The 18,352-nt window shown below is 69.6% G+C and carries 15 protein-coding genes; 9 read left to right on the top strand and 6 right to left on the bottom strand.

Annotated features, from left to right (window positions below; translation table 11 throughout):
- Nucleotides 1-131 precede the first annotated feature (131 nt).
- From ACFFGY_RS02775 to ACFFGY_RS02800, 6 genes are read right to left on the bottom strand one after another with little or no spacing between them, the layout of a single operon-like run.
- Nucleotides 132-896 carry an IclR family transcriptional regulator gene (locus tag ACFFGY_RS02775; RefSeq protein ID WP_377042848.1) on the bottom strand — a complete coding sequence of 255 codons (765 nt, stop codon included), beginning with the start codon at nucleotides 894-896 and terminating at the stop codon, nucleotides 132-134.
- A gap of 42 nt (nucleotides 897-938) precedes the next feature.
- Nucleotides 939-1,991 carry an ABC transporter ATP-binding protein gene (locus ACFFGY_RS02780; protein ID WP_377042849.1) on the bottom strand — a complete coding sequence of 351 codons (1,053 nt, stop codon included), beginning with the start codon at nucleotides 1,989-1,991 and terminating at the stop codon, nucleotides 939-941.
- Nucleotides 1,988-3,127, bottom strand: coding sequence for an ABC transporter ATP-binding protein (locus ACFFGY_RS02785; RefSeq protein WP_377042850.1), 1,140 nt, complete (start codon nucleotides 3,125-3,127; stop codon nucleotides 1,988-1,990). Before ACFFGY_RS02785 ends, ACFFGY_RS02780 begins: the two co-directional genes overlap by 4 nt.
- Nucleotides 3,127-4,083, bottom strand: a complete 957-nt coding sequence (locus ACFFGY_RS02790; protein WP_377042851.1) for an ABC transporter permease — start codon at nucleotides 4,081-4,083, stop codon at nucleotides 3,127-3,129. Before ACFFGY_RS02790 ends, ACFFGY_RS02785 begins: the two co-directional genes overlap by 1 nt.
- The gene (locus ACFFGY_RS02795) at nucleotides 4,070-5,044 is read right to left on the bottom strand and encodes an ABC transporter permease (RefSeq protein ID WP_377042852.1); all 975 of its coding nucleotides are present in this window, start codon (nucleotides 5,042-5,044) and stop codon (nucleotides 4,070-4,072) included. Before ACFFGY_RS02795 ends, ACFFGY_RS02790 begins: the two co-directional genes overlap by 14 nt.
- A 6-nt stretch (nucleotides 5,045-5,050) precedes the next feature.
- On the bottom strand, nucleotides 5,051-6,736 hold the full coding sequence (locus ACFFGY_RS02800; RefSeq protein ID WP_377042853.1) for an ABC transporter substrate-binding protein: 1,686 nt from the start codon (nucleotides 6,734-6,736) through the stop codon (nucleotides 5,051-5,053).
- Between the two features lie 292 nt (nucleotides 6,737-7,028).
- Between ACFFGY_RS02800 and ACFFGY_RS02805 the strand changes: the two genes are divergently transcribed.
- The 9 genes from ACFFGY_RS02805 (at nucleotide 7,029) to ACFFGY_RS02845 (ending at nucleotide 18,351) form a co-directional block, all read left to right on the top strand.
- Nucleotides 7,029-8,765, top strand: a complete 1,737-nt coding sequence (locus ACFFGY_RS02805; RefSeq protein ID WP_377042854.1) for a M28 family peptidase — start codon at nucleotides 7,029-7,031, stop codon at nucleotides 8,763-8,765.
- Between the two features lie 328 nt (nucleotides 8,766-9,093).
- A complete protein-coding gene (locus tag ACFFGY_RS02810) occupies nucleotides 9,094-9,699 on the top strand; it encodes an ANTAR domain-containing response regulator (protein ID WP_377042856.1) in 606 nt (201 codons plus the stop codon).
- 190 nt (nucleotides 9,700-9,889) lie between these two features.
- A complete protein-coding gene (locus ACFFGY_RS02815) occupies nucleotides 9,890-10,966 on the top strand; it encodes an ABC transporter substrate-binding protein (RefSeq protein WP_377042857.1) in 1,077 nt (358 codons plus the stop codon).
- A gap of 7 nt (nucleotides 10,967-10,973) precedes the next feature.
- Nucleotides 10,974-12,239: a CmpA/NrtA family ABC transporter substrate-binding protein gene (locus ACFFGY_RS02820; RefSeq protein ID WP_377042858.1), complete on the top strand. Its 1,266-nt coding sequence runs from the start codon at nucleotides 10,974-10,976 to the stop codon at nucleotides 12,237-12,239.
- A gap of 5 nt (nucleotides 12,240-12,244) precedes the next feature.
- Complete coding sequence (gene ntrB, locus ACFFGY_RS02825) at nucleotides 12,245-13,105, top strand: nitrate ABC transporter permease (RefSeq protein WP_377042859.1); 861 nt, start codon at nucleotides 12,245-12,247, stop codon at nucleotides 13,103-13,105.
- A gap of 14 nt (nucleotides 13,106-13,119) precedes the next feature.
- Complete coding sequence (locus ACFFGY_RS02830) at nucleotides 13,120-13,914, top strand: ABC transporter ATP-binding protein (RefSeq protein WP_377042860.1); 795 nt, start codon at nucleotides 13,120-13,122, stop codon at nucleotides 13,912-13,914.
- On the top strand, nucleotides 13,911-15,092 hold the full coding sequence (locus tag ACFFGY_RS02835) for an NAD(P)/FAD-dependent oxidoreductase (RefSeq protein WP_377042861.1): 1,182 nt from the start codon (nucleotides 13,911-13,913) through the stop codon (nucleotides 15,090-15,092). Before ACFFGY_RS02830 ends, ACFFGY_RS02835 begins: the two co-directional genes overlap by 4 nt.
- On the top strand, nucleotides 15,092-16,828 hold the full coding sequence (locus tag ACFFGY_RS02840) for a NirA family protein (RefSeq protein ID WP_377042862.1): 1,737 nt from the start codon (nucleotides 15,092-15,094) through the stop codon (nucleotides 16,826-16,828). Before ACFFGY_RS02835 ends, ACFFGY_RS02840 begins: the two co-directional genes overlap by 1 nt.
- Complete coding sequence (locus ACFFGY_RS02845) at nucleotides 16,825-18,351, top strand: sulfite reductase subunit alpha (RefSeq protein ID WP_377042863.1); 1,527 nt, start codon at nucleotides 16,825-16,827, stop codon at nucleotides 18,349-18,351. Before ACFFGY_RS02840 ends, ACFFGY_RS02845 begins: the two co-directional genes overlap by 4 nt.
- Nucleotide 18,352: the final 1 nt, after the last annotated feature.

Below are 18,352 nucleotides of genomic sequence, written 5' to 3' on the forward strand. Positions count from 1 at the left end.
GGCGCGATGGCCATCTCGGGGGCGCGGGCCGCCTGCAGGCCCGTGCGCCGGGGCGAACAGGAACGGCGCCGTCGCATCAGGCAGCGGGGCGGCAGTCCGGGTTGCGCGGCGAGGCGGCCGAACCGGGCACCTCACGCCGCCACGTCCCGCCAGCCCAGCGTCGCCGAGACCGCGCCGGCGGCGTCGAGCAGCAGGCGAATGTAGAGACGCTCCAGATCCTCGGTCAGGCGCGACTGCGGCCCGGCCACCGAGAGCGAGGCGATCACCGCACCCGCGTGGTTGCGCACCGGCGCCGCCACAGAGAAGGCGCCCGCGTCCTGGTCGCCATGACTGACATTGTAGCCCTGCGCGCGGATGCGCCGGAGCCGCTCACGCAGGCGCTTCGGGTCGATGATGGTTTCGGGCGTGAAGCGCTCCAGCGGGGTTGAGGCGACCGCGGCCTGCACTTCCTCCGGCGCGAAGGCCAGCAGCAGCTTCGGCCCGCCGCCCACGTGCAGCGGGCCCTGGCGGCCGACCTCGGCATACAGGCGGATCGGCTGCGGCGACTGGCGGATCGCGACGCAAACGGATTGCAGTCCGTCGCGCAGGATCAGCGACACGTTCTCGCGCGTCCGCGCCACGAGATCGTCCATCACCGGGGCCGCCACCTGCAGCAGCGGCATCTGGTGTTGCATCCGCTCGCTCAGCAGCAGTGGCTTGTGGCCCAGGGTATAGCCGCGCGTTTGTGGGTCCTGATGGAGGTAGCCGCGCGCTTCCAGCGTCGTCGCCATGCGGAAGGCCAGGGTCTTGGTGTCGCCGCTCCGCCGCGCCAGCTCGCTCAGCCCGATGCCAGGGTTCTCGGCCACCAGCTCCAGCAAGGCCAGCGCGCGGTCCACGGCCGCGATCGTGTAGTCCATGACATTTCCTTCCCGTTCCACCTTGTAACGCGCTGCCCCCTCTCAGGTCGTATGCAGGTGGCAGGCGGCGCGGTGGCCCGGCGCGATTTCAACGAGAGGCGGTTCCTCCGTGGCGCAGCGCGCGAAGGCATGCGGGCAGCGGTTGCGGAGCCGGCAGCCGCCCTGCAGCCCGGCCGCGTCGCCCAGCGCCCCGTGCAGAGGCAGGGCGTCGCGCGGCTGCGCCACCTGCGGCCGCGGCACCGCGCGGATCAGCGCCGTGGTATAGGGATGCGCCGGCGCCGTGATCACCCGCGCCGTCGGCCCATCCTCCACCACCTTGCCGAGATACATCACCAGCGTCCTCTCGCAAACATAGCGCACCAGGGTGAGGTCGTGCGAGATGGCCAGGGTGGTCAGGTTCAGCCGCTCCCGCAGTTCGCGCAGGAGGTTCAGGACGCCGGCGCGCACCGACACGTCCAGCATCGACACCGGCTCATCCGCCACCAGGAAGCGCGGCTGCAACACCAGGGCACGCGCCAGCACCACACGCTGCAGCTGCCCGCCCGAAAGCTGGTGCGGCAGCCGCTGCAGCAGCCGCGCCGGGTCGCCCAGACGGACGGTGCGCAGGCTCTCGGCCACCCGCGCCTCGTGCTCGGCACGGGCGACGCCGGTGTTGAGCAGCGGCTCCGCCAAGCTGCGGCCGATGGTGAAGCGGGGGTTGAGCGCGTCGAAGGGATTCTGGAATACCAGTTGTGCCCGTTGCCGGAAGCGCAGCATGGCCGCCCGGTTCAGCTGGCGGAGATCCTGCCCCTCGAAGGCGAGCTGCCCGCCGGTGGGCTCCGTCAGCTTCAGCAGCAGCCGGCCGATCGTGGTCTTGCCGCTGCCGGATTCCCCCACCAGCCCGACGCTTTCACCGGAACGAAGGGTCAGGTCGACGCCATCCACGGCGCGCAGCACCGGACGCTCCCCCTGCAACGCTTGTCGCAGGCTGCGCCCGGCCGGGTAGTGCTTCTGTAATCCCCATGCCTCTACGATCGGGGCCGCCGCCGCGGGATGGCCGGCGCGTGGCGCGGCCGCGGGAGTCATGGTTCCGGGACTGGCCAGCACGGCGCTCATGCCGCAGCCCCCGCGGCGCCCTGGCCCGCAGTGCCCTGCCAGGTGCCGGGGCGGCGCGCCACGGGGCGCAGCGCCGCGGCCTCGGCGGCGCGGTGGCAGGCGGACCAGTGCGTGTCAGCCCGTCCGCGCGCGGCATCGGGCGCCGCCACGGCATTCCCGGGCGCGGCCGGACCGGTCGCGTCCGGCCCTGTTAGCCCCGCTTCCATCACCTCCGGCACGGCACCCACCACCACTTCGGGCGGGACCGCCGTGGTGCAGACCGGCAGGGCGAAGGGGCAGCGGGGCGCGAAGCGGCAACCCGGCGGCGGATCCGACAGCGGCGGCGGCGCCCCCTCGATCGAGGCCAGTACGGCTTCCTCGCTGTCCAAGTCCGGAAAGGCGTTCATCAGCCCCATGGTGTAGGGATGCGCCGGCGCTTCAAGCACAGCGGCCACCGGCCCGTGCTCCACCACGCGTCCCGCATACATCACCGCAACCTGTCCGCAGAGGTAGGCGACCACGCTGATGTCGTGCGTCACGATGATCGCCGACAGGCCGAGCTCGGTGCTTAGCGTGCGAAACGTGTCCAGCACCTGCCGCTGCACGATCACGTCCAGCGCCGTCACCGGCTCGTCCGCGATCACCAGCCTGGGGTGCAGCGCCAGTGCCAGCGCGATGGCGGCGCGCTGGCGCATGCCGCCGCTGAACTGGTGCGGATAGTCGGCCAAACGACGCGGGTGCAGGCCCACCGCCCGGAATAATTCTTCCGCCCGCGAATCCGCCTCGGCACGACGGAGGCCGCCCCGCTCGCACAGAACCTCACGCATCTGGTCGCGCAGGCGGTACACCGGGTCCAGCGCGCTCATCGCCGTTTGCGGCACGAAGGCGATCTCGCGCCACAGCCGCGCCCGTCGCTCCGCCAGCGACAGCTGTACGAGGTCGGTGCCATTGAGCAGGATCTCGCCCCGCACCACCTGGGCGCCGCCCGGCAGAACACCCATCAGCGCCCGTGCCAGCGTGGTTTTGCCGCAGCCGGACTCGCCCACCAGGCCCAGCATCTCACCCTGCCGCAGCCGCAGCCCGGCGCCATCCACTGCCCGCACCCTGCCGCTGGCGTAGGCGACCGCGAGGTCGCGCACTACGAGGAGATCGTCCATCACTCGTCCCTCAGCCGCGGGAACAGCAGCTCCTCGTAGCCACGGCTGACCAGGAAGCCGGCCAGTACCACCAGCACGATGCACAGGCCCGCCGGCAGGAACCAGGCGTACTGCCCGCGGTCCAGCGCCTGGCTGGCATAGGCATCCTGCAGCATGGTTCCCCACGAGATCACGTCGCCACCGCCGAAGCCCAGGAACGACACGCTGGCCTGTACCAGGATCGCCCAGCCGACCGCGAAGGCGCCGTAGAGCGCGGAGAAGGGCAACACCCCCGGCGCGATGTGGACGAACAGGATGCGCCACTCGCTGGCACCGGTGACGCGCGCGGCCTCGACGAACTGCCGCTGCGACAGTGTCAGCACCTGCGCACGGATCACCCGCGCGGCATTGGGCCACAGCAGCAGCGCCACGGCCGCCACGATGTTGCGCAGCTCCGGCCCGAGCAGCGCCGTGACCACGATCACGAAAGGCAGGAAGGGCAATCCCAGGATGATGTCGGTGAGGCGCATCAGCACCTGGTCGACCCAGCCACCGAAGTAGCCCGCCAGCAGCCCCACCAGCGTGCCGATAGTGGCCACCGCCACCGCCGCCGACAGCCCCACCACCAGCGAGGGCTGCGTACCCATCACCAGTTGCGAGAAGATGTCGCGGCCGAGATTGGTGGTGCCCAGCCAGTGCCCGGCACCCGGCGGCAGCGAGGCGGCGAGGTTGCCGTCCTCGGTGAACAGGATCTCCATCGGGTCGTAGGGCGCCAGCCAGCCCGCCCCCAGGCCCACCAGGATGAAGACGAGGTAGATACCCACCCCGACCAGTGCGTAGGGGTCGCGCCGCAACTGCTGGAGAAAGGCGTGCAGCGCCCCGCCCCGCGCCACCCCCACGCCCTTGGACTGGGCCGCTCCGGCCGGCAGGGCGCCGGAGCCAGCGCCCACACCGGCCACCACCTCACCCTCGGCCATGTGACACCCGAGGGTCGAGCAGCCCGTACAACAGGTCCGCCAGGAAGTTCATCAGCACCAGCACCAGCGCGATCAACAGGAAGGCGCATTGCGCCAGCGGGTAGTCGCTGGCGGCGATGGCATCGGCCAGCAGCCGCCCCAGCCCCGGCCAGGAAAACACGTTCTCTACCACCACATTGCCGCCCACCGACTGGCCGAAGCCCAGGGCAAAGGCGGTGACGATCGGCAGCAGGGCGTTGCGCGCGGCGTGGCGCAGCATGATCGAGCGTTCCGACAGCCCCTTCATGCGCGCCATGGTGACGAACTCCTCCCGCATCACCTCGAGCATGGAGGAGCGCATCAGCAGTGCCGGCAGTCCCTGGAGGTAGATCGCCAGCGTCAGCGCCGGCAGTGCCAGGTGCCGCAGGTAGTCGAACGACAGCACCCGGCCCCATTCCGAGCCGAAGCTCGCGCCGGCGCTGTTGGCACCCCCGGACGGAAACCAGCCCAGCCCGAAGGCGAACACCGCCAGCAGCACCATGCCGACCCAGAACTCCGGCGCCGCGCGGGTGGTGAGCACCAGCGGCACCGCCACCGCCTCGAACCGCCCGCCCCGTTTCCAGGCCAGCACCGCGCCCAGCAGCGTGCCGAACACGTAGGCGATCAGCAGCGCCGTCACCGTCAGCAGCAGCGTGTTCGGCAGCACCTGCAGCACCAGTTCGATGACCGGTTGCCGCTGTCGGAAGGACAGGCCAAACTCCCCGCGCAGGAGGTTGCCCAGGAAGATCAGGTATTGCTGCGGCAAGGGCAGGTCGAGGCCGAACTGCGCGCGGATCTCCCGCTGCTGGTCCTCGGTGAAGGTGGGGTCGATGAACGCCGTGGTCGGGTCGCCCGGCATCAGCCGGAACATCAGGAACACCACCGTCGCGATGGCCCACAGCACGAAGATCATGTGCAGCAGGCGCCGGAGCAGGTAGGGCACGGCGCGTCAGCCTTCCGTCGTGCTTTCCTTCACGCCTGCCGGGTAGTGCAGCTTGCCGCCCACCAGCACGTAGCCGGCCTCCTCCAGCAGCTTCTTCGACTCCGCCAGATTGGGCTTCAGGTCATCTATGCCGGGCTTGGCCCAGTATTGCAGCGCGGGCGAGACGAAGGAGTTGGCCGGCGCTGCGAAGCCGTTCCAGGCTGCCGCCACCATCAATTGCCGGTTGATTGCCAGCGACAGCGCGCGCCGGAAGCGAACGTCGTTGAACGGAGGTCGGCGCTGGTTCGGTGCCAGGAAGCGGAAGCCCATGTCGGTGGTCGCCACCACCTCAACGTTGGGGTTGTTCTTGGCCAGGTCAGCTAGCAGCTTCGGGTCACCGCGATAGTCGGTGAGAAAGTTGATCTCGCCGCGCGGCAGCATGCCCAGCGCGGCGCCCGTGTTGGTGATCACGCGCATGATCCACCGGTCCATGCGCGGCCTTTCCCAGTGCGCCGCATTGGCTTCCAGCACAATCTCCTCGTTCAGCTTGAAGCGCGACACCTTGAAGGGGCCGGAGCCGATCGGCCGCTCCTCCTGCACCGTTTCAGCGTTCTGGGGCTTGTTCGCCAGACCCTCCAGGATCGGCCCCCAGACGTGCTTGGGCGTCAGGTTGATCTTGGCCAGGGTGGAAGTCATGAAGGCCGCACTGGCGGTCTTGAGCACGAAGCGCACGTTGCGCTCCCCGGTTGCTGTCACCGAGGCAATGTTCTCCACGAAGGGCTTGTACATCGGCGACTTGTCGCCGGCCGACAGCGCTTCGAAGGAGAACACCACGTCCTCCACCGTGACCGGCTTGCCGTCGTGCCAGGTCTGGTTCGGGCGCAGCACCACGTCGATCGTCAGCGGGTCCACCTGCGTCACCGATTCCGCCGCCCAAGGCTGCGGCAGCCCGTCGGGCCCCACGCGCATGAGGCGGTCCCAGATCAGCTCCGTCACCCAGCTGTCGATGGCGCCGCTGATGTAGAGCGGGTTAAGCGCGATCAGCGACTCCGCGGCATTGCAGATCATGTCGCGCTGGGTGCCCGCGGGCTCGGCGCGAAGAAAGGTCCAGAAGCAGCGGATGCCGATGCCGCTCTGCTCCACAATGCTCGCCGGCTTCCACACATTCTTGTCGTAGGCCAGCACGTTCTTCGGATACACTAGGAACAGGTAGGGCTGGTCGCGGTCGATCATGTCCTGCGCCTGGTACAGCAGAGCGCGACGCTTTTCCTGGTCCGGCTCGGCCCGCTGCTCCTCGGCCAGCTTCTGGAATTCAGGGTTGTTGTAGCCGATGAAGTTGTAGCCGGTCGCGATCGTGGACGGATTGTAGAGGTTATAGGTGAACTCGTCCGGGTCGCTGCGCTCCGGCCGCCCGATCATGCGCCACATCGTGGCATCCCACTTGGTGCGGTTGTTCCAGACCACGTCCGAGAGCTGCGGCCGCGGCAGGCCTTTTACCTCGACGTCGAGGCCCAGCTGGCGCCAGGCCGCCGCGATCAGCTGCGCCGCCTGAAACTCCTGCGGGTCGCTCGCCTGCGCGGCGCAGAGAAGGCTGATCTTGCGGATACGGTCGCCGGGCGTCGCAGCAGACGCGTCGTGGCTGCTCAGCAGCGGCACGAGGAACAGTGAGGAACTTGCGAGCAGGGCGCGGCGTGAAAGCGTGGGTGCGGGCACGACGGCATTCTCCGGGCGTGTCGGACGCACCGTCGCGTCCCGGTGGGAACGCTAAACCGACGTTTCCAGGTTTCTCAAGAACCATCTCGTGCCACGTCAATCTTTTCCTGCAAGGGCCGGCGAAATGCCCGCTTCAAATATCGCTTGCTACCGATGAGTGCAGGACATGAGTAGGAAAAATGCAAATCATCGATTCGGCAGGTGGACGCGGAAAAATCGATTGACGCGATGCCGCACCGAGTAAAACATCGGTTCATTCACCGTACCATCCGCGATGAGAGGGTTCGCTCCGATGCCTATAAGTGACGCGGAACAGCGCTTCCTGGAACAGGTCAGCCTCGTCACGCCCTGGGCGCTGGTGGAACGCTTCTCCACCATGCCGCGCTGGCGGCCCGAGGACGTGAACGCCGCCGCCGATGTGATCGGCGCAACACTCACGGCGCTGGGCGTGCCATTCGAGATGCACCAGCCGGAGATCAGCCTCTCGGTACCACTCTCCGCTTCGGTGACCGCCGGCGGCCGCTCCTTCCGTGCCAAGCCACCCTCTTCCTCGCTGCCGGTTCCGGGCGGTCGAACAGCACCGCTGGTGCGGCTGCAGGCCAACCCGAAGGCGCTGCGCAGCTACAACCGCGACATCGCCACGCTGTTCGGCGGCAGCATCCGCTCGGTGGAGGAGGTGCGGGCGCTGGTCGCGGGGCGCATCGTGGTCATGCAAGGCTTCGGCAACCCGGCGTTGACTTCCCTGATCGAGGAATGGGGTGGTGCCGGGCTGATCGCGGTCAACCCGGGCGTCGACATCCATTGGGGGACCTGCACCACGATCTGGGGCAGTCCGGACCTCGCCGATCTGCCGCGAAAGCCGAAGATCCCGGTCGTGGCGGTGAACAACCCGGACGGCCAGGTGCTGATGCAGATGGCCGAGAATGGTGGCGAGGCAACCATCACCACCGAGATGCTGGAAGGTTGGTTTCCACAGAAGATCCCCGTCGTCACGATCCCAGGCACGGTGGAGCCCGACGATTTCGTCCTGGTGCACGGCCATTACGACAGCTGGGACGTCGGCGTGGGCGACAACGCCACCGGCGATGCCACGCTCATGGAACTGGCCCGTGTGCTGTGGCAGGGACGCGCGGGGCTGCGGCGCTCGGTGAAGATCGCCTGGTGGCCCGGGCACTCCACCGGCCGCTACGCCGGCTCCACCTGGTTCGCCGACCGCTTCGCGCAGGAGCTCGACGAACACTGCGTCGCACAGATCAACTGCGACAGTCCCGGCTGCCGCTGGGCTACCAGCTATCACGACACGCGCGCCTTTCCGGAAAGCGCCGCGATCGCCACGGCGGCGATCCGCGACATCGTTCCTGATGCCGAAATCAAGACGCTGCGGCCGCCGCAGGCCGGCGACTATTCCTTCAACAACATCGGCCTGCCCAGCTTCTTCATGCTGTCGTCCACCATGCCGGAGCACCTGCGGCAGGAGAAAGGCTACTACGACGTGTCCGGCTGCGGTGCGAATATCGCCTGGCACACCGAGAACGACACGATCGAGATTGCCGACCGCGACGTGCTGATGACGGACATGCGGATCTACCTCCTGTCCGTGCTGCGCGTCGCGGCCGTCGAACTTCTGCCCTTCGATTGGAAGGCAACGGCGGAGGAGTTCCTGGACACGATCGCACGCTACGAGGCTTCCTCGCAGGGCATGGCCGACCTCACCCCGGCACGGCAGGCCACGGAAGGCTTCCTGCGTGCGCTGGAGGGTCTTGCCAGCCGGGCGCCGACCGACCGCAACAGCGCCTCGCTGGCGATTGCCCGCCTGCTGATCCCCCTCAACGCGACGCGCGAACCGCGCTTTCGCCACGACCCGGCCTACACTGTTCCACCGCTGCCCACCCTAGCAGTCGCGGCGGAACTGCCGGAACTGCCGGAGAGTCTGCGCCGCAGCGGTCAGGTGGAACTTCTGCGCGGCCAAAACCGCTTCCTCGCAGCCCTGCGCGCCGCCACCGCGGTGGCACAGAAGGCTGCTGCCTGAGGCTGCCCGGTGGGGCGAGATCGCCAGGAAATCGTCCCCTTCCACCTTGGCGAGGTTGCGTGCCCGGAAGCATGAAGGAAGGTCACACTCGACCTTCGTGCTTCGCGATCTCACGTCGCGGCAGTGACCGCTGGCCTCAACGCCTCGATCCATGGCCCGCAGCCACGCCTCGCCGGCGCGCCCGGCAATCCGCTCGCGGGCCTCAGCTTCGCGTCCAGGACCTCTTCGACATGGCCGAGCTTTCTACCGGCGCGGGTAATCCGGGCTAGACCCGGACGCACCCGGCTGCCCAACCCTCCGGTGGCGAGGTCTTTGCATCTCGGCCCGTGTGCCCACCCGAGGAGCCTCTGCCCTGCGCGTCCTGCTGATCGACGCCGACGCTGCGCGAGGCCAGGCGGTTCGCGTCGGCCTCGAGGCGCAGGGGCTGCAGGTGGTGGCGCTGACCACTGACATCATCGGCCTTACCGAACGGGTTCGTCAGAGCGGCGCCGACGTCATCGTTTGCGGCATCGACGACCCCTCGCGCGACGCGCTGGACAGTATGCGCGCCCTGCAGCGGGACGAACCCCGCCCGGTCGTCCTTTTCACGGAAAGTGCTGCGCCGGAACAAATCGAAGCCGCCATCGACGCCGGCGTTGCCGCCTACGTGGCCGAGGGTCTGGCACCGGAGCGTGTGCGCCCGGTCATTGAGGTCGCTATTCGCCAGTTCCGTGCCTATCAGGCGCTCCGGGAACAGTTGCTGCGCACCCAAACACAGCTGGAAGAGCGCAAATTGATTGAGCGGGCCAAGGGCCTGCTGATGCAGGCGCGTGGCCTCTCCGAAGATGAGGCACACCAAGCGCTGCGCCGGGCGGCCATGGACGAAGGCATCCGGCTCGTCGAAGCTGCCCAGCGCCTTCTTGCACAAAATATAAACAAGAAGCGCATGTTTTAATCTCAGCCTCGACTGCGAGGTCAAAAATACAGCAGATCAGCCTCAGCTCCGGCTTCCGCCGACCAGCTGAACATGCAATTCCTTGCTCGTCCGGTGCAATGGCGTGCCGGGCGTGAACGCTTCCTCCTTCTGTTCTGGCGGACCAACGGCGGCCCGTCTCCACGCTGCGTATGCAGCCGGAGTCGCGTTCTTGCCGCAGATCGCCGCCACTGCTCCCCATCTCCGCATCGGCTTCCTGCCGCTCATCGACGCAGCGCCCATCGTGCTGGCGGAGCGACTGGGCTTCTTCGCCAAGCAGGGGCTGCGCGTCACGCTGGTGCCGACGGGCGCCTGGGCGGCACTGCGGGACCGGCTGCTCTTTGGTGCGCTGGACGCCTCCCACCTGCTCTATCCCATGCCGGTCGCAGCGGCGGTGGGCCTGGGGCAGCAGCCGCGCGGACTGGTGGCGGCCTGCGGCCTGGGTCGTAACGGCAATACCCTGACGCTGTCCCACGCCGCCGCCGAGGAACTCGGCCTCTCGCAGCCACCATTGTCCGCCGTGGCTTTCGCGGAACTGGCCCGGCGCCGTATTGCCGCCGAGCGCAAGCTGCGCCTGGCGATCGTGCATGCGTATTCCACCCATGGCTACCTGCTGCGCGACTGGCTGGCCGGCGCCGGCCTGGATCCAGACAGTGACGTGGCGCTGGAAGTGGTGCCGCCGCCACTGGTCGGGCACAAATTGGCGGCCGGGCACATCGACGGTTTCTGCGCCGGCGAGCCCTGGGGCAGCCAGGCCGTGCTGGCGGGCCACGGCCGCATCGCGCTGGGCACCGGCTCCATCTGGCCGGACCATTCGGAAAAGCTGCTGGCTTTCACCAGCGAGACGGTGACACGCGATCCCGGCCCCGCGGTCGCCGCCACCGCCGCGGTGATCGAAGCGGCGCAGTGGCTTGACGACCCGCAGAACCGGTCCGAGGCCACCAGCGCCATGGCCGAGGTCTTCCCCGACCTCGATCCGCGCGCGGTGGGTGCCGCCTTCGCAGGCCGCGTGCCGCTGCCTGGCGGCGGCTGGCACAGCCTGCCCCACCCGTTGCGCTTCGCCGCCGCGACGCGGCCGGACCCGGCGCAGGCCGAAGCCTGGCTCGAACGGATGCGGCGCTGGGGGCACCTGCCCGCGGAAGCCTCGGACGTCGCCGCCCTCAGCCCCTTCCGCAACGACATCTGGAACCGGGCCGCCGCGCGCCTCGGCACCCCGATCCCCCACGTCAACTCCCTGCCGGAGGCCTGAACGCTCCATGAATCACGCCATGACCCGCCGCCGGGCGATCGCCGCAACCGCCGCGCTGCTGACCGCCGCGCGGGCCGCCACGCCGTGCGGAGCCTTCGCGCAAGGCAGCACCACGCCGGAAGTGAAGAAGGCTACGCTGGGCTACATCGCGCTCACCGACGCCTCACCGCTGATCATCGCCAAGGAGAAGGGCTTCTTCGCCAAGCACGGCATGCCGGACGTGGAGGTTTCCAAGCAGGCCTCCTGGGGCGCCACGCGCGACAACCTGGTGCTGGGTGGGGCCGGCGGCGGCATCGACGGCGCGCATATCCTGACGCCGATGCCCTACATGATGCACACGGGGCGCATCACCCAGAACAACCAGCCTGTGCCGATGGCGATCCTGGCGCGGCTGAACACCAACGGGCAAGCGCTCTCGGTGGCCAGCAAGCATGCCGGCGCCAGGCTGGATGCCGGCCCGCTGAAAAAGGCCCTGAACGCCGAAAGCAAGGTCGCCATGACCTTTCGCGGCGGCACGCATGACCTGTGGATCCGCTACTGGCTGGCGGCCGCCGGCATCGACCCGGACAAGGACGTGCAGACCATCGTGGTGCCGCCGCCGCAGATGGTGGCCAACATGAAGGTCGGTACCATGGACGCCTTCTGCGTCGGCGAGCCCTGGAACGACCAGTTGGTGCGCCAGAAACTCGGCTACACCGCCGCCGTGACGGGTGAGCTGTGGAAGGACCACCCGGAAAAGTCCTTCGCCCTGCGCGCCGATTTCGTCGCCGCCAACCCGAAGGCGGCCGAGGCGCTGACGGCGGCGGTGATCGAGGCGCAGCGCTGGTGCGACGACGCCGGCAACAAGGCGGAGATGTGCGAGATCGTCGGCCGCCGCGCCTGGTTCAACGTGCCCGTGGTGGACATCCTCAGCCGGTCCCAGGGCAACATCGACTACGGCGATGGCCGCAAGGTCGAGAACTCCCCGCTGCTGATGAAGTTCTGGCGCGATCACGCCAGCTATCCTTTCCGCTCGCACGATCTGTGGTTCCTGACGGAGGATATCCGCTGGGGCGTGCTGCCGGAGGGCACGGACACGGCGAAGCTGATCGCCGAGGTGAACCGCGAAGGGGTCTGGCGCGCCGCCGCCGCCCGCGCCGGTGTGGCGAACAGTGAGATGCCCTCCGGCACCAGCCGCGGGCGCGAGACCTTCTTCGACGGCAAGGTCTTCGATCCCGAGAACCCCGCCGCCTATCTCGCCTCGCTCGACATCAAGAAGACCGTGCGGAGCTGAATGCCGTGAACGCCATCACCCGCAAGCCGGAGGCGGCGCCGCGCCTCGCCTCCGCCCCGCTGCCGGCGCTGAAGACGCCGTCCCGTTTTGCCCCGTTGCTGAGCCGGGTTCTGCCGCCCGCGCTGGTGGTGCTCGTGCTGGGCCTGGCCTGGCAGATCGCCGCGGGCAGCAGCGGAGCCACCCTGCCACCGCCATCCCAGGTCTGGAGCGACAGCCGCGAGCTGATCCTCGATCCGTTCTTCGACCGCGGCGGACTGGACAAGGGGCTGTTCTGGCACCTCGCCGCCAGCCTGACGCGCGTCTTCGAAGGCTTCGCCCTATCTGCCGTCGTCGGCATCGCGCTCGGCATGCTGGTGGGCACCTCCGCCTTCGCGATGCGCGGGCTGGACCCGATCTTCCAGGTGCTGCGCACCGTGCCGCCGCTCGCCTGGCTGCCGCTGAGCCTGGCCGCCTTCCGCGAGGCGCAGCCCTCGGCGATCTTCGTGATCTTCATCACCTCGATCTGGCCGATCATCATCAACACCGCCGTGGGCGTGCGCAACGTGCCGCAGGATTACCGCAACGTCGCCGCGGTGATCCGCATGAACGGGCTGTCCTGGTTCTGGCAGATCGTGCTGCCCTCCGCCGCACCCTACATCTTCACCGGGCTGCGCATCGGCGTGGGCCTGTCCTGGCTGGCGATCATCGCGGCGGAGATGCTGATCGGCGGCGTCGGCATCGGCTTCTTTATCTGGGATGCGTGGAACAGCTCCAACCTGTCCGACATCATCGTCGCGCTGTTCTACGTGGGCATCACCGGCTTCGTGCTGGATCGCTGCGTCGCCCTGCTCGGGCGCCTCGCCACCCGCGGCGTCGCCGCGAGCTGACGGAGAACGGGCCCATGACCGCTTTTCTCGACATTTCCAACCTGTCCATCCAGTTTCCGCGCTCGCCCGTGCCGGTGCTGCGGGACGTGACGCTGCGCATCAACCGAGGCGAGTACGTCTCGATCATCGGCCATTCCGGCTGCGGCAAGTCCACGCTGCTGAACATCGTGGCCGGTCTGCTGCCGGCTTCGGCCGGCGGCGTGGTGCTGGATGGACGCGAGATCGATGGCCCCGGCCCCGACCGCGCCGTGGTGTTCCAGAACCATTCCCTGCTGCCCTGGCTGACCTGCTACGAGAACGTCAAGCTGGCGGTGGACCGCACGGCGGGGCGCGGCATGAGCCGGGCCGAGCGGCACGACTGGATCGAGCATAACCTCGCCCTGGTGCGCATGACCCACGCGCGGGACAAGCGCCCGGGCGAGATCTCCGGCGGCATGAAGCAGCGCATCGGCATTGCCCGCGCGTTGTCCATGAAGCCCAAGGTGCTGCTGCTGGACGAGCCTTTCGGCGCGCTGGACGCCCTGACCCGCGCGCACCTGCAGGACCAGGTGATGGCGATCCATGCCGAGCTCGGCACCACCGTCATCATGATCACGCATGACGTGGACGAGGCGGTGCTGCTCTCCGACCGCATCGTCATGCTGACCAACGGCCCCAATGCCCAGGTGGGCGAGGTATTGGCGGTGGACCTGCCGCGCCCGCGCGACCGTATCGCGCTGGCCAGTGACCCGCGCTTCACCGGGCCGCGCGCGGCGGTGCTGGAGTTCCTTCATCACCGCCATTCCCTGCCGGCGGAGAAGGTGGCGTGAACATCCTGGTGGTCGGCGCCGGCCCGGCCGGCACGCGCTGCGCGACGCTGCTGGCGGAACGCCTGGCGGCCGCCGGTGTCACGTTGGTGGGCGAGGAAGCCGTCGCACCCTACGACCGCGTGGCCCTGGGAAAACTGCTGACCGGCACTGCCGACCTCGCGGCGCTGACCACCCATACGCCCGCCGCACTCGCGGCAGCAGGCGTGACGTTCCGCCCCGGCCAGCGCATCGCCCGCATCGACCGCGACATGCGGCAGGCCATCGCGACGGACGGCACCGCGCTGCCCTATGACGTGCTGGTGCTGGCCACCGGCTCCCGCGCTGTGCGGCTGCCGCTGCCGGGTGCGGAACGCGCCGTGCTGTACCGCGATATCGTCGACGTGGACGCCATGCGCGCGGCCGCGGCGGAAGGCGGCGCGGCGGCGGTGATCGGCGGCGGGCTGCTGGGGCTTGAGGCGGCGGCGGGTCTCCTCGCCCTGGGCATGACGGTGACCGTCATCCACCCCATGGGCTGGCCGATGGAACGGCAACTGGATGACGGCGCCGGCGCTCGGCTGGCGGCAACCTTGCAGGCGCAGGGCCTGCGCTTCGCCATGCCCGCCGCCACGGCGGCCATCGAGGCCGAGGGCGTGCGGCTGAAGGACGGCGCATTGGTGCCGGCGCGGCTGGTGGTGCTGGCCGTTGGCGTGCGCCCGGAAACGACGCTGGCGCGCGAGGCCGGGCTGCCCGCCGGGCGCGGCATCCTGGTGGACAACGCCATGCGCACGGCCGACCCGGCCATCTTCGCCATCGGCGAATGCGCCGAGCATGACGGGGAGGTCTGCGGGCTGGTGGCGCCCGCGCTGGCCCAGGCCGCCGTGGCCGCAGCCGCCATCGCGGGCGAAGCCGCCCGCTACGCCCCGCGCCCGGACGCGGCGGCGCTGAAGGTGTCGGGCATCCCGGTCTGGTCGGCGGGCGCCATCGCCGCGGCCGACGCGGAAGCCATCACCCTCGCCTGCGAGGAGAGCGGCGAATACCGCCGGCTCTGGCTGCGGGGCGACAAGCTGGTGGGCGCCGTGCTCTTCGGCCAGACCGACGACAGCGGCTTCTACCTCGATCTCATCTCCTCCGGCCGCGCCGTGCCGCCCCTGCGGGCGGCGCTGGCACTGGGGCCGGAATATTGCGGGGACGCCGCGTGATGCAGGACAGCTTCACCGAGGAACAGCAGCAATACGTCAAGGGCTTCTTCGCCGGCATCGACGCGCGCGGCGCGCTGCTGCCGAACGCGGAACCCGCCGATGCCGCCCCGCCGGACGCCTTGCGCGCCGCGCAGAAAGCGACCATGGCCGCCGGCGGCAAGCTGGTGCCGCAGGAGGAAGTGAAGGCCGAGAAGCACCCACTGGACCGCTGGGACGAGCTGGTGGGGCGCGCCGATGCCGGGCGCTTCCCCAAGGCGCTGGAGGATTTCGTCGGCCGCTACCACGGGCTGTTCTACGTGGCGCCAGCGCAGGATTCCTTCATGTGCCGGCTGCGGATTCCCGGCGGCATCCTGTCGCCCTGGCAGCTGCGCGGCATCGCCGACATCGCGGAAGAACTCGGCGGCGGCCATGCCGACGTCACCACCCGCGCCAACCTGCAGATCCGCGAGATCGGGGCCGCGCATGGGCCGGAGGTGGTAATGCGCCTGGGCGACCTGGGCCTGCTGCCGCGCGGCACGGGTGCGGACAACATCCGCAACATCACCGCCAGCCCCACCGCCGGCATCGACGCGGCGGAGCTGGTGGATACCCGCGCGGTGGTGCGCAAGCTGCACCACCACATCATGAACACGCGCGACCTGTTTGCCCTGCCGCGAAAGTTCAACATCGCCTTCAATGGCGGCGGCGCGGTGGAGGTGCTGGAGGAAACAAACGACATCTCCTTCCATGCCGTGCGCGTGCTGGACGGATTCGGCGTTCCGGCCGGGCTGTACTACCGGCTCAACCTCGGCGGCATCACCGGCCACCAGGATTTCGCGCGCGAAACCGGCGTGGTGGTGCCGTTGGAAGATGCGGTCCGCGTGGCCGATGCGGTGTTGCGCGTCTTTATCGCGCATGGCGACCGCACGGACCGCAAGAAGGCACGGCTGAAATACCTGCTGGACCGCTGGGGCTTGCCGAAATTCATCACCGAGACCGAGGCCTTGCTGGGCGCGGCACTGCCCAAGGTGCCCGCGGAAGCGCTTGCCCAGGGCGTGCATCCTGCCAAGCACGGCCATGTCGGCGTGCATGCGCAGAAGCAGGCCGGGCTGTTCTACGTCGGTGTGGTCACGCCGCTGGGGCGGCTGAGCGCGGCGCAGTGGCGCGGCGTGGCCGATATCGCGGGACGCATCAGCGGTGAGATCCGCCTAACGGTTTGGCAGAATTTCCTGCTTTCCGGCGTGCCTGAAGCACGCGTGCCGGAGGTCGTGGCCGCGCTGGCGGAACTCGGCCTGTCTACGAAAGCCTCGCACATCCGTGGCGGGCTGGTGGCTTGCACCGGCAATGCCGGCTGCAAGTTCGCCGCCTCCAACACCAAGAAGCACGCGGCGGAGCTGGCGGATTACCTCGACGCGCGCCTTGTCATGCCGCACCCCATCAACATCCACCTGACGGGCTGTCACAATTCCTGCGCGCAGCACTACGTCGGCGACATCGGCCTGCTCGGCGCCAAGGTGGAGCGCGGCGAGGAGCTGGTGGAAGGCTACGACCTGCATGTCGGCGGCGGTGCCGGCGTGGAGCAGAAGATCGGTCGCCTGATCCGCCCCAAGGTCGCGCACGACGAGCTGGGACCTCTGGTGGCAGGCCTGCTCGGCACCTTCCTGGTGCAGCGCCGGGAGGGGGAAAGCTTCCACCAGTTCTGCGCGCGGCACGACGAGGCCGCACTGGACGCGATGCTCGGGGAGAGCGTGGCGTGAACGCCCTGACGCCGGTCGCCCCGGCCACGCCCACCGTGCCGGTCATCCCGGAAAACGCGCCGTTCACCCCGGCGCAGCGCGCCTGGCTGAACGGCTTCCTGGCCGGTCTCTACGGGGCTGCCGCGGCAGCGCCCGCCCCCGCGGCGGCGAGCCCCGCCGCGCCGGTCGAGGATTTCCCCTGGCACGATCCGGCGATCGAGCTGGAGGAGCGCCTCGCGCTGGCGGAGGGCCGACCGATGCGGCGGCGCCTGATGGCCGCCATGGCGCAGCTCGACTGCGGCCAGTGCGGCTATCTCTGCCAGACCTATGCCGAGGCGCTGGCGGAAGGGCGCGAGACCTCCGCCTCCCTTTGCGTGCCCGGCGGCAAGCAGACGATGAAGACGCTGAAGGCCTTGCTGGCCGAGGCGCCTGCCGCCGCCCCGGCCCCCGTGCCCGCCGGCCCCAGCGGACCGAAAGGCGAGAAGGTTCGCTTCGCCAGCGCCGCGCGCCTGACCGGCGAAGCCTCCGCCAAGGACGTGCGGCACGTCGTGCTGGACCTCGCCGGATCGGGGCTGCGTTACGAGCCCGGCGATTCGGTCGGCGTGCTGGCGCCCAACGATCCAGCGCTGGTGGAGGCCGTGGTGGCGCGCCTCGGCGCCACGCCGGAACAGGCCGCGCGGCTGGCGGAAGCCCTGGACATCGCCCGCCCGCTGGACCGTACGCTGGACCTGCTGGCCGGCGCTGCCAGGGATCCCGCCGAGGCCGCCGCGCTGCGCCGCTTGGCCGATGCGGAGGATGGCGCCGAACCCGCGGATGCCGACCTGCTGGACCTGCTCGACGCTTTTCCTTCCGCCCGCCCGCCGGTGGCCGACCTGCTGGCCTCGCTGCCGGCGCTGAAGCCAAGGCTGTATTCCATCGCCTCCTCGCCGCTGGCCTGCCCCACCAGCGTCGAGCTCTGTGTCAGCGTGGTGCGCGCCACCCGGCGCGGGCGGGTGCGGGACGGCATCGCCTCCTGCCACCTCGGTCATCGCGCCTGCGCCGAGGTGCCGTTGCTGGCGCATGTGCAGAGCAGCCATTTCCGCCTGCCGGCCGATCCCGCCACGCCGGTGATCATGGTCGGCCCCGGCACCGGCATCGCGCCGTTCCGCGCCTTCCTGCAGCACCGCCACGCCATGGGCGCCAAGGGACCGTCCTGGCTGTTCTTCGGCGACCAGCACGAGGCCACCGACTTCCTGTTCCGCGCCGAGGTCGAGGCCTGGCAGCAGACCGGCACCTTGTCGCGCCTCTCCCTGGCCTGGAGCCGCGATCAGGCGAGAAAGGTCTACGTGCAGGACCGCATGCGGGAGAACGCCGCCGACCTTTGGCGCTGGCTGCAGGACGGCGCGCATTTCTACGTCTGCGGCGACGCGCTGCGCATGGCCAAGGACGTGGACGCAGCGTTGCGCGGGATCGCCCGCGACGAGGGCAGACTGGACGAGGCGCAGGCGCGCGACTGGATCGTCGCCCTGGCCCGCCAGGGCCGCTACCAGCGCGACGTTTACTGAG

This window comes from Roseomonas elaeocarpi, assembly GCF_042433915.1.
In the GTDB taxonomy this organism is placed as follows: Bacteria; Pseudomonadota; Alphaproteobacteria; order Acetobacterales; family Acetobacteraceae; genus Roseomonas; species Roseomonas elaeocarpi.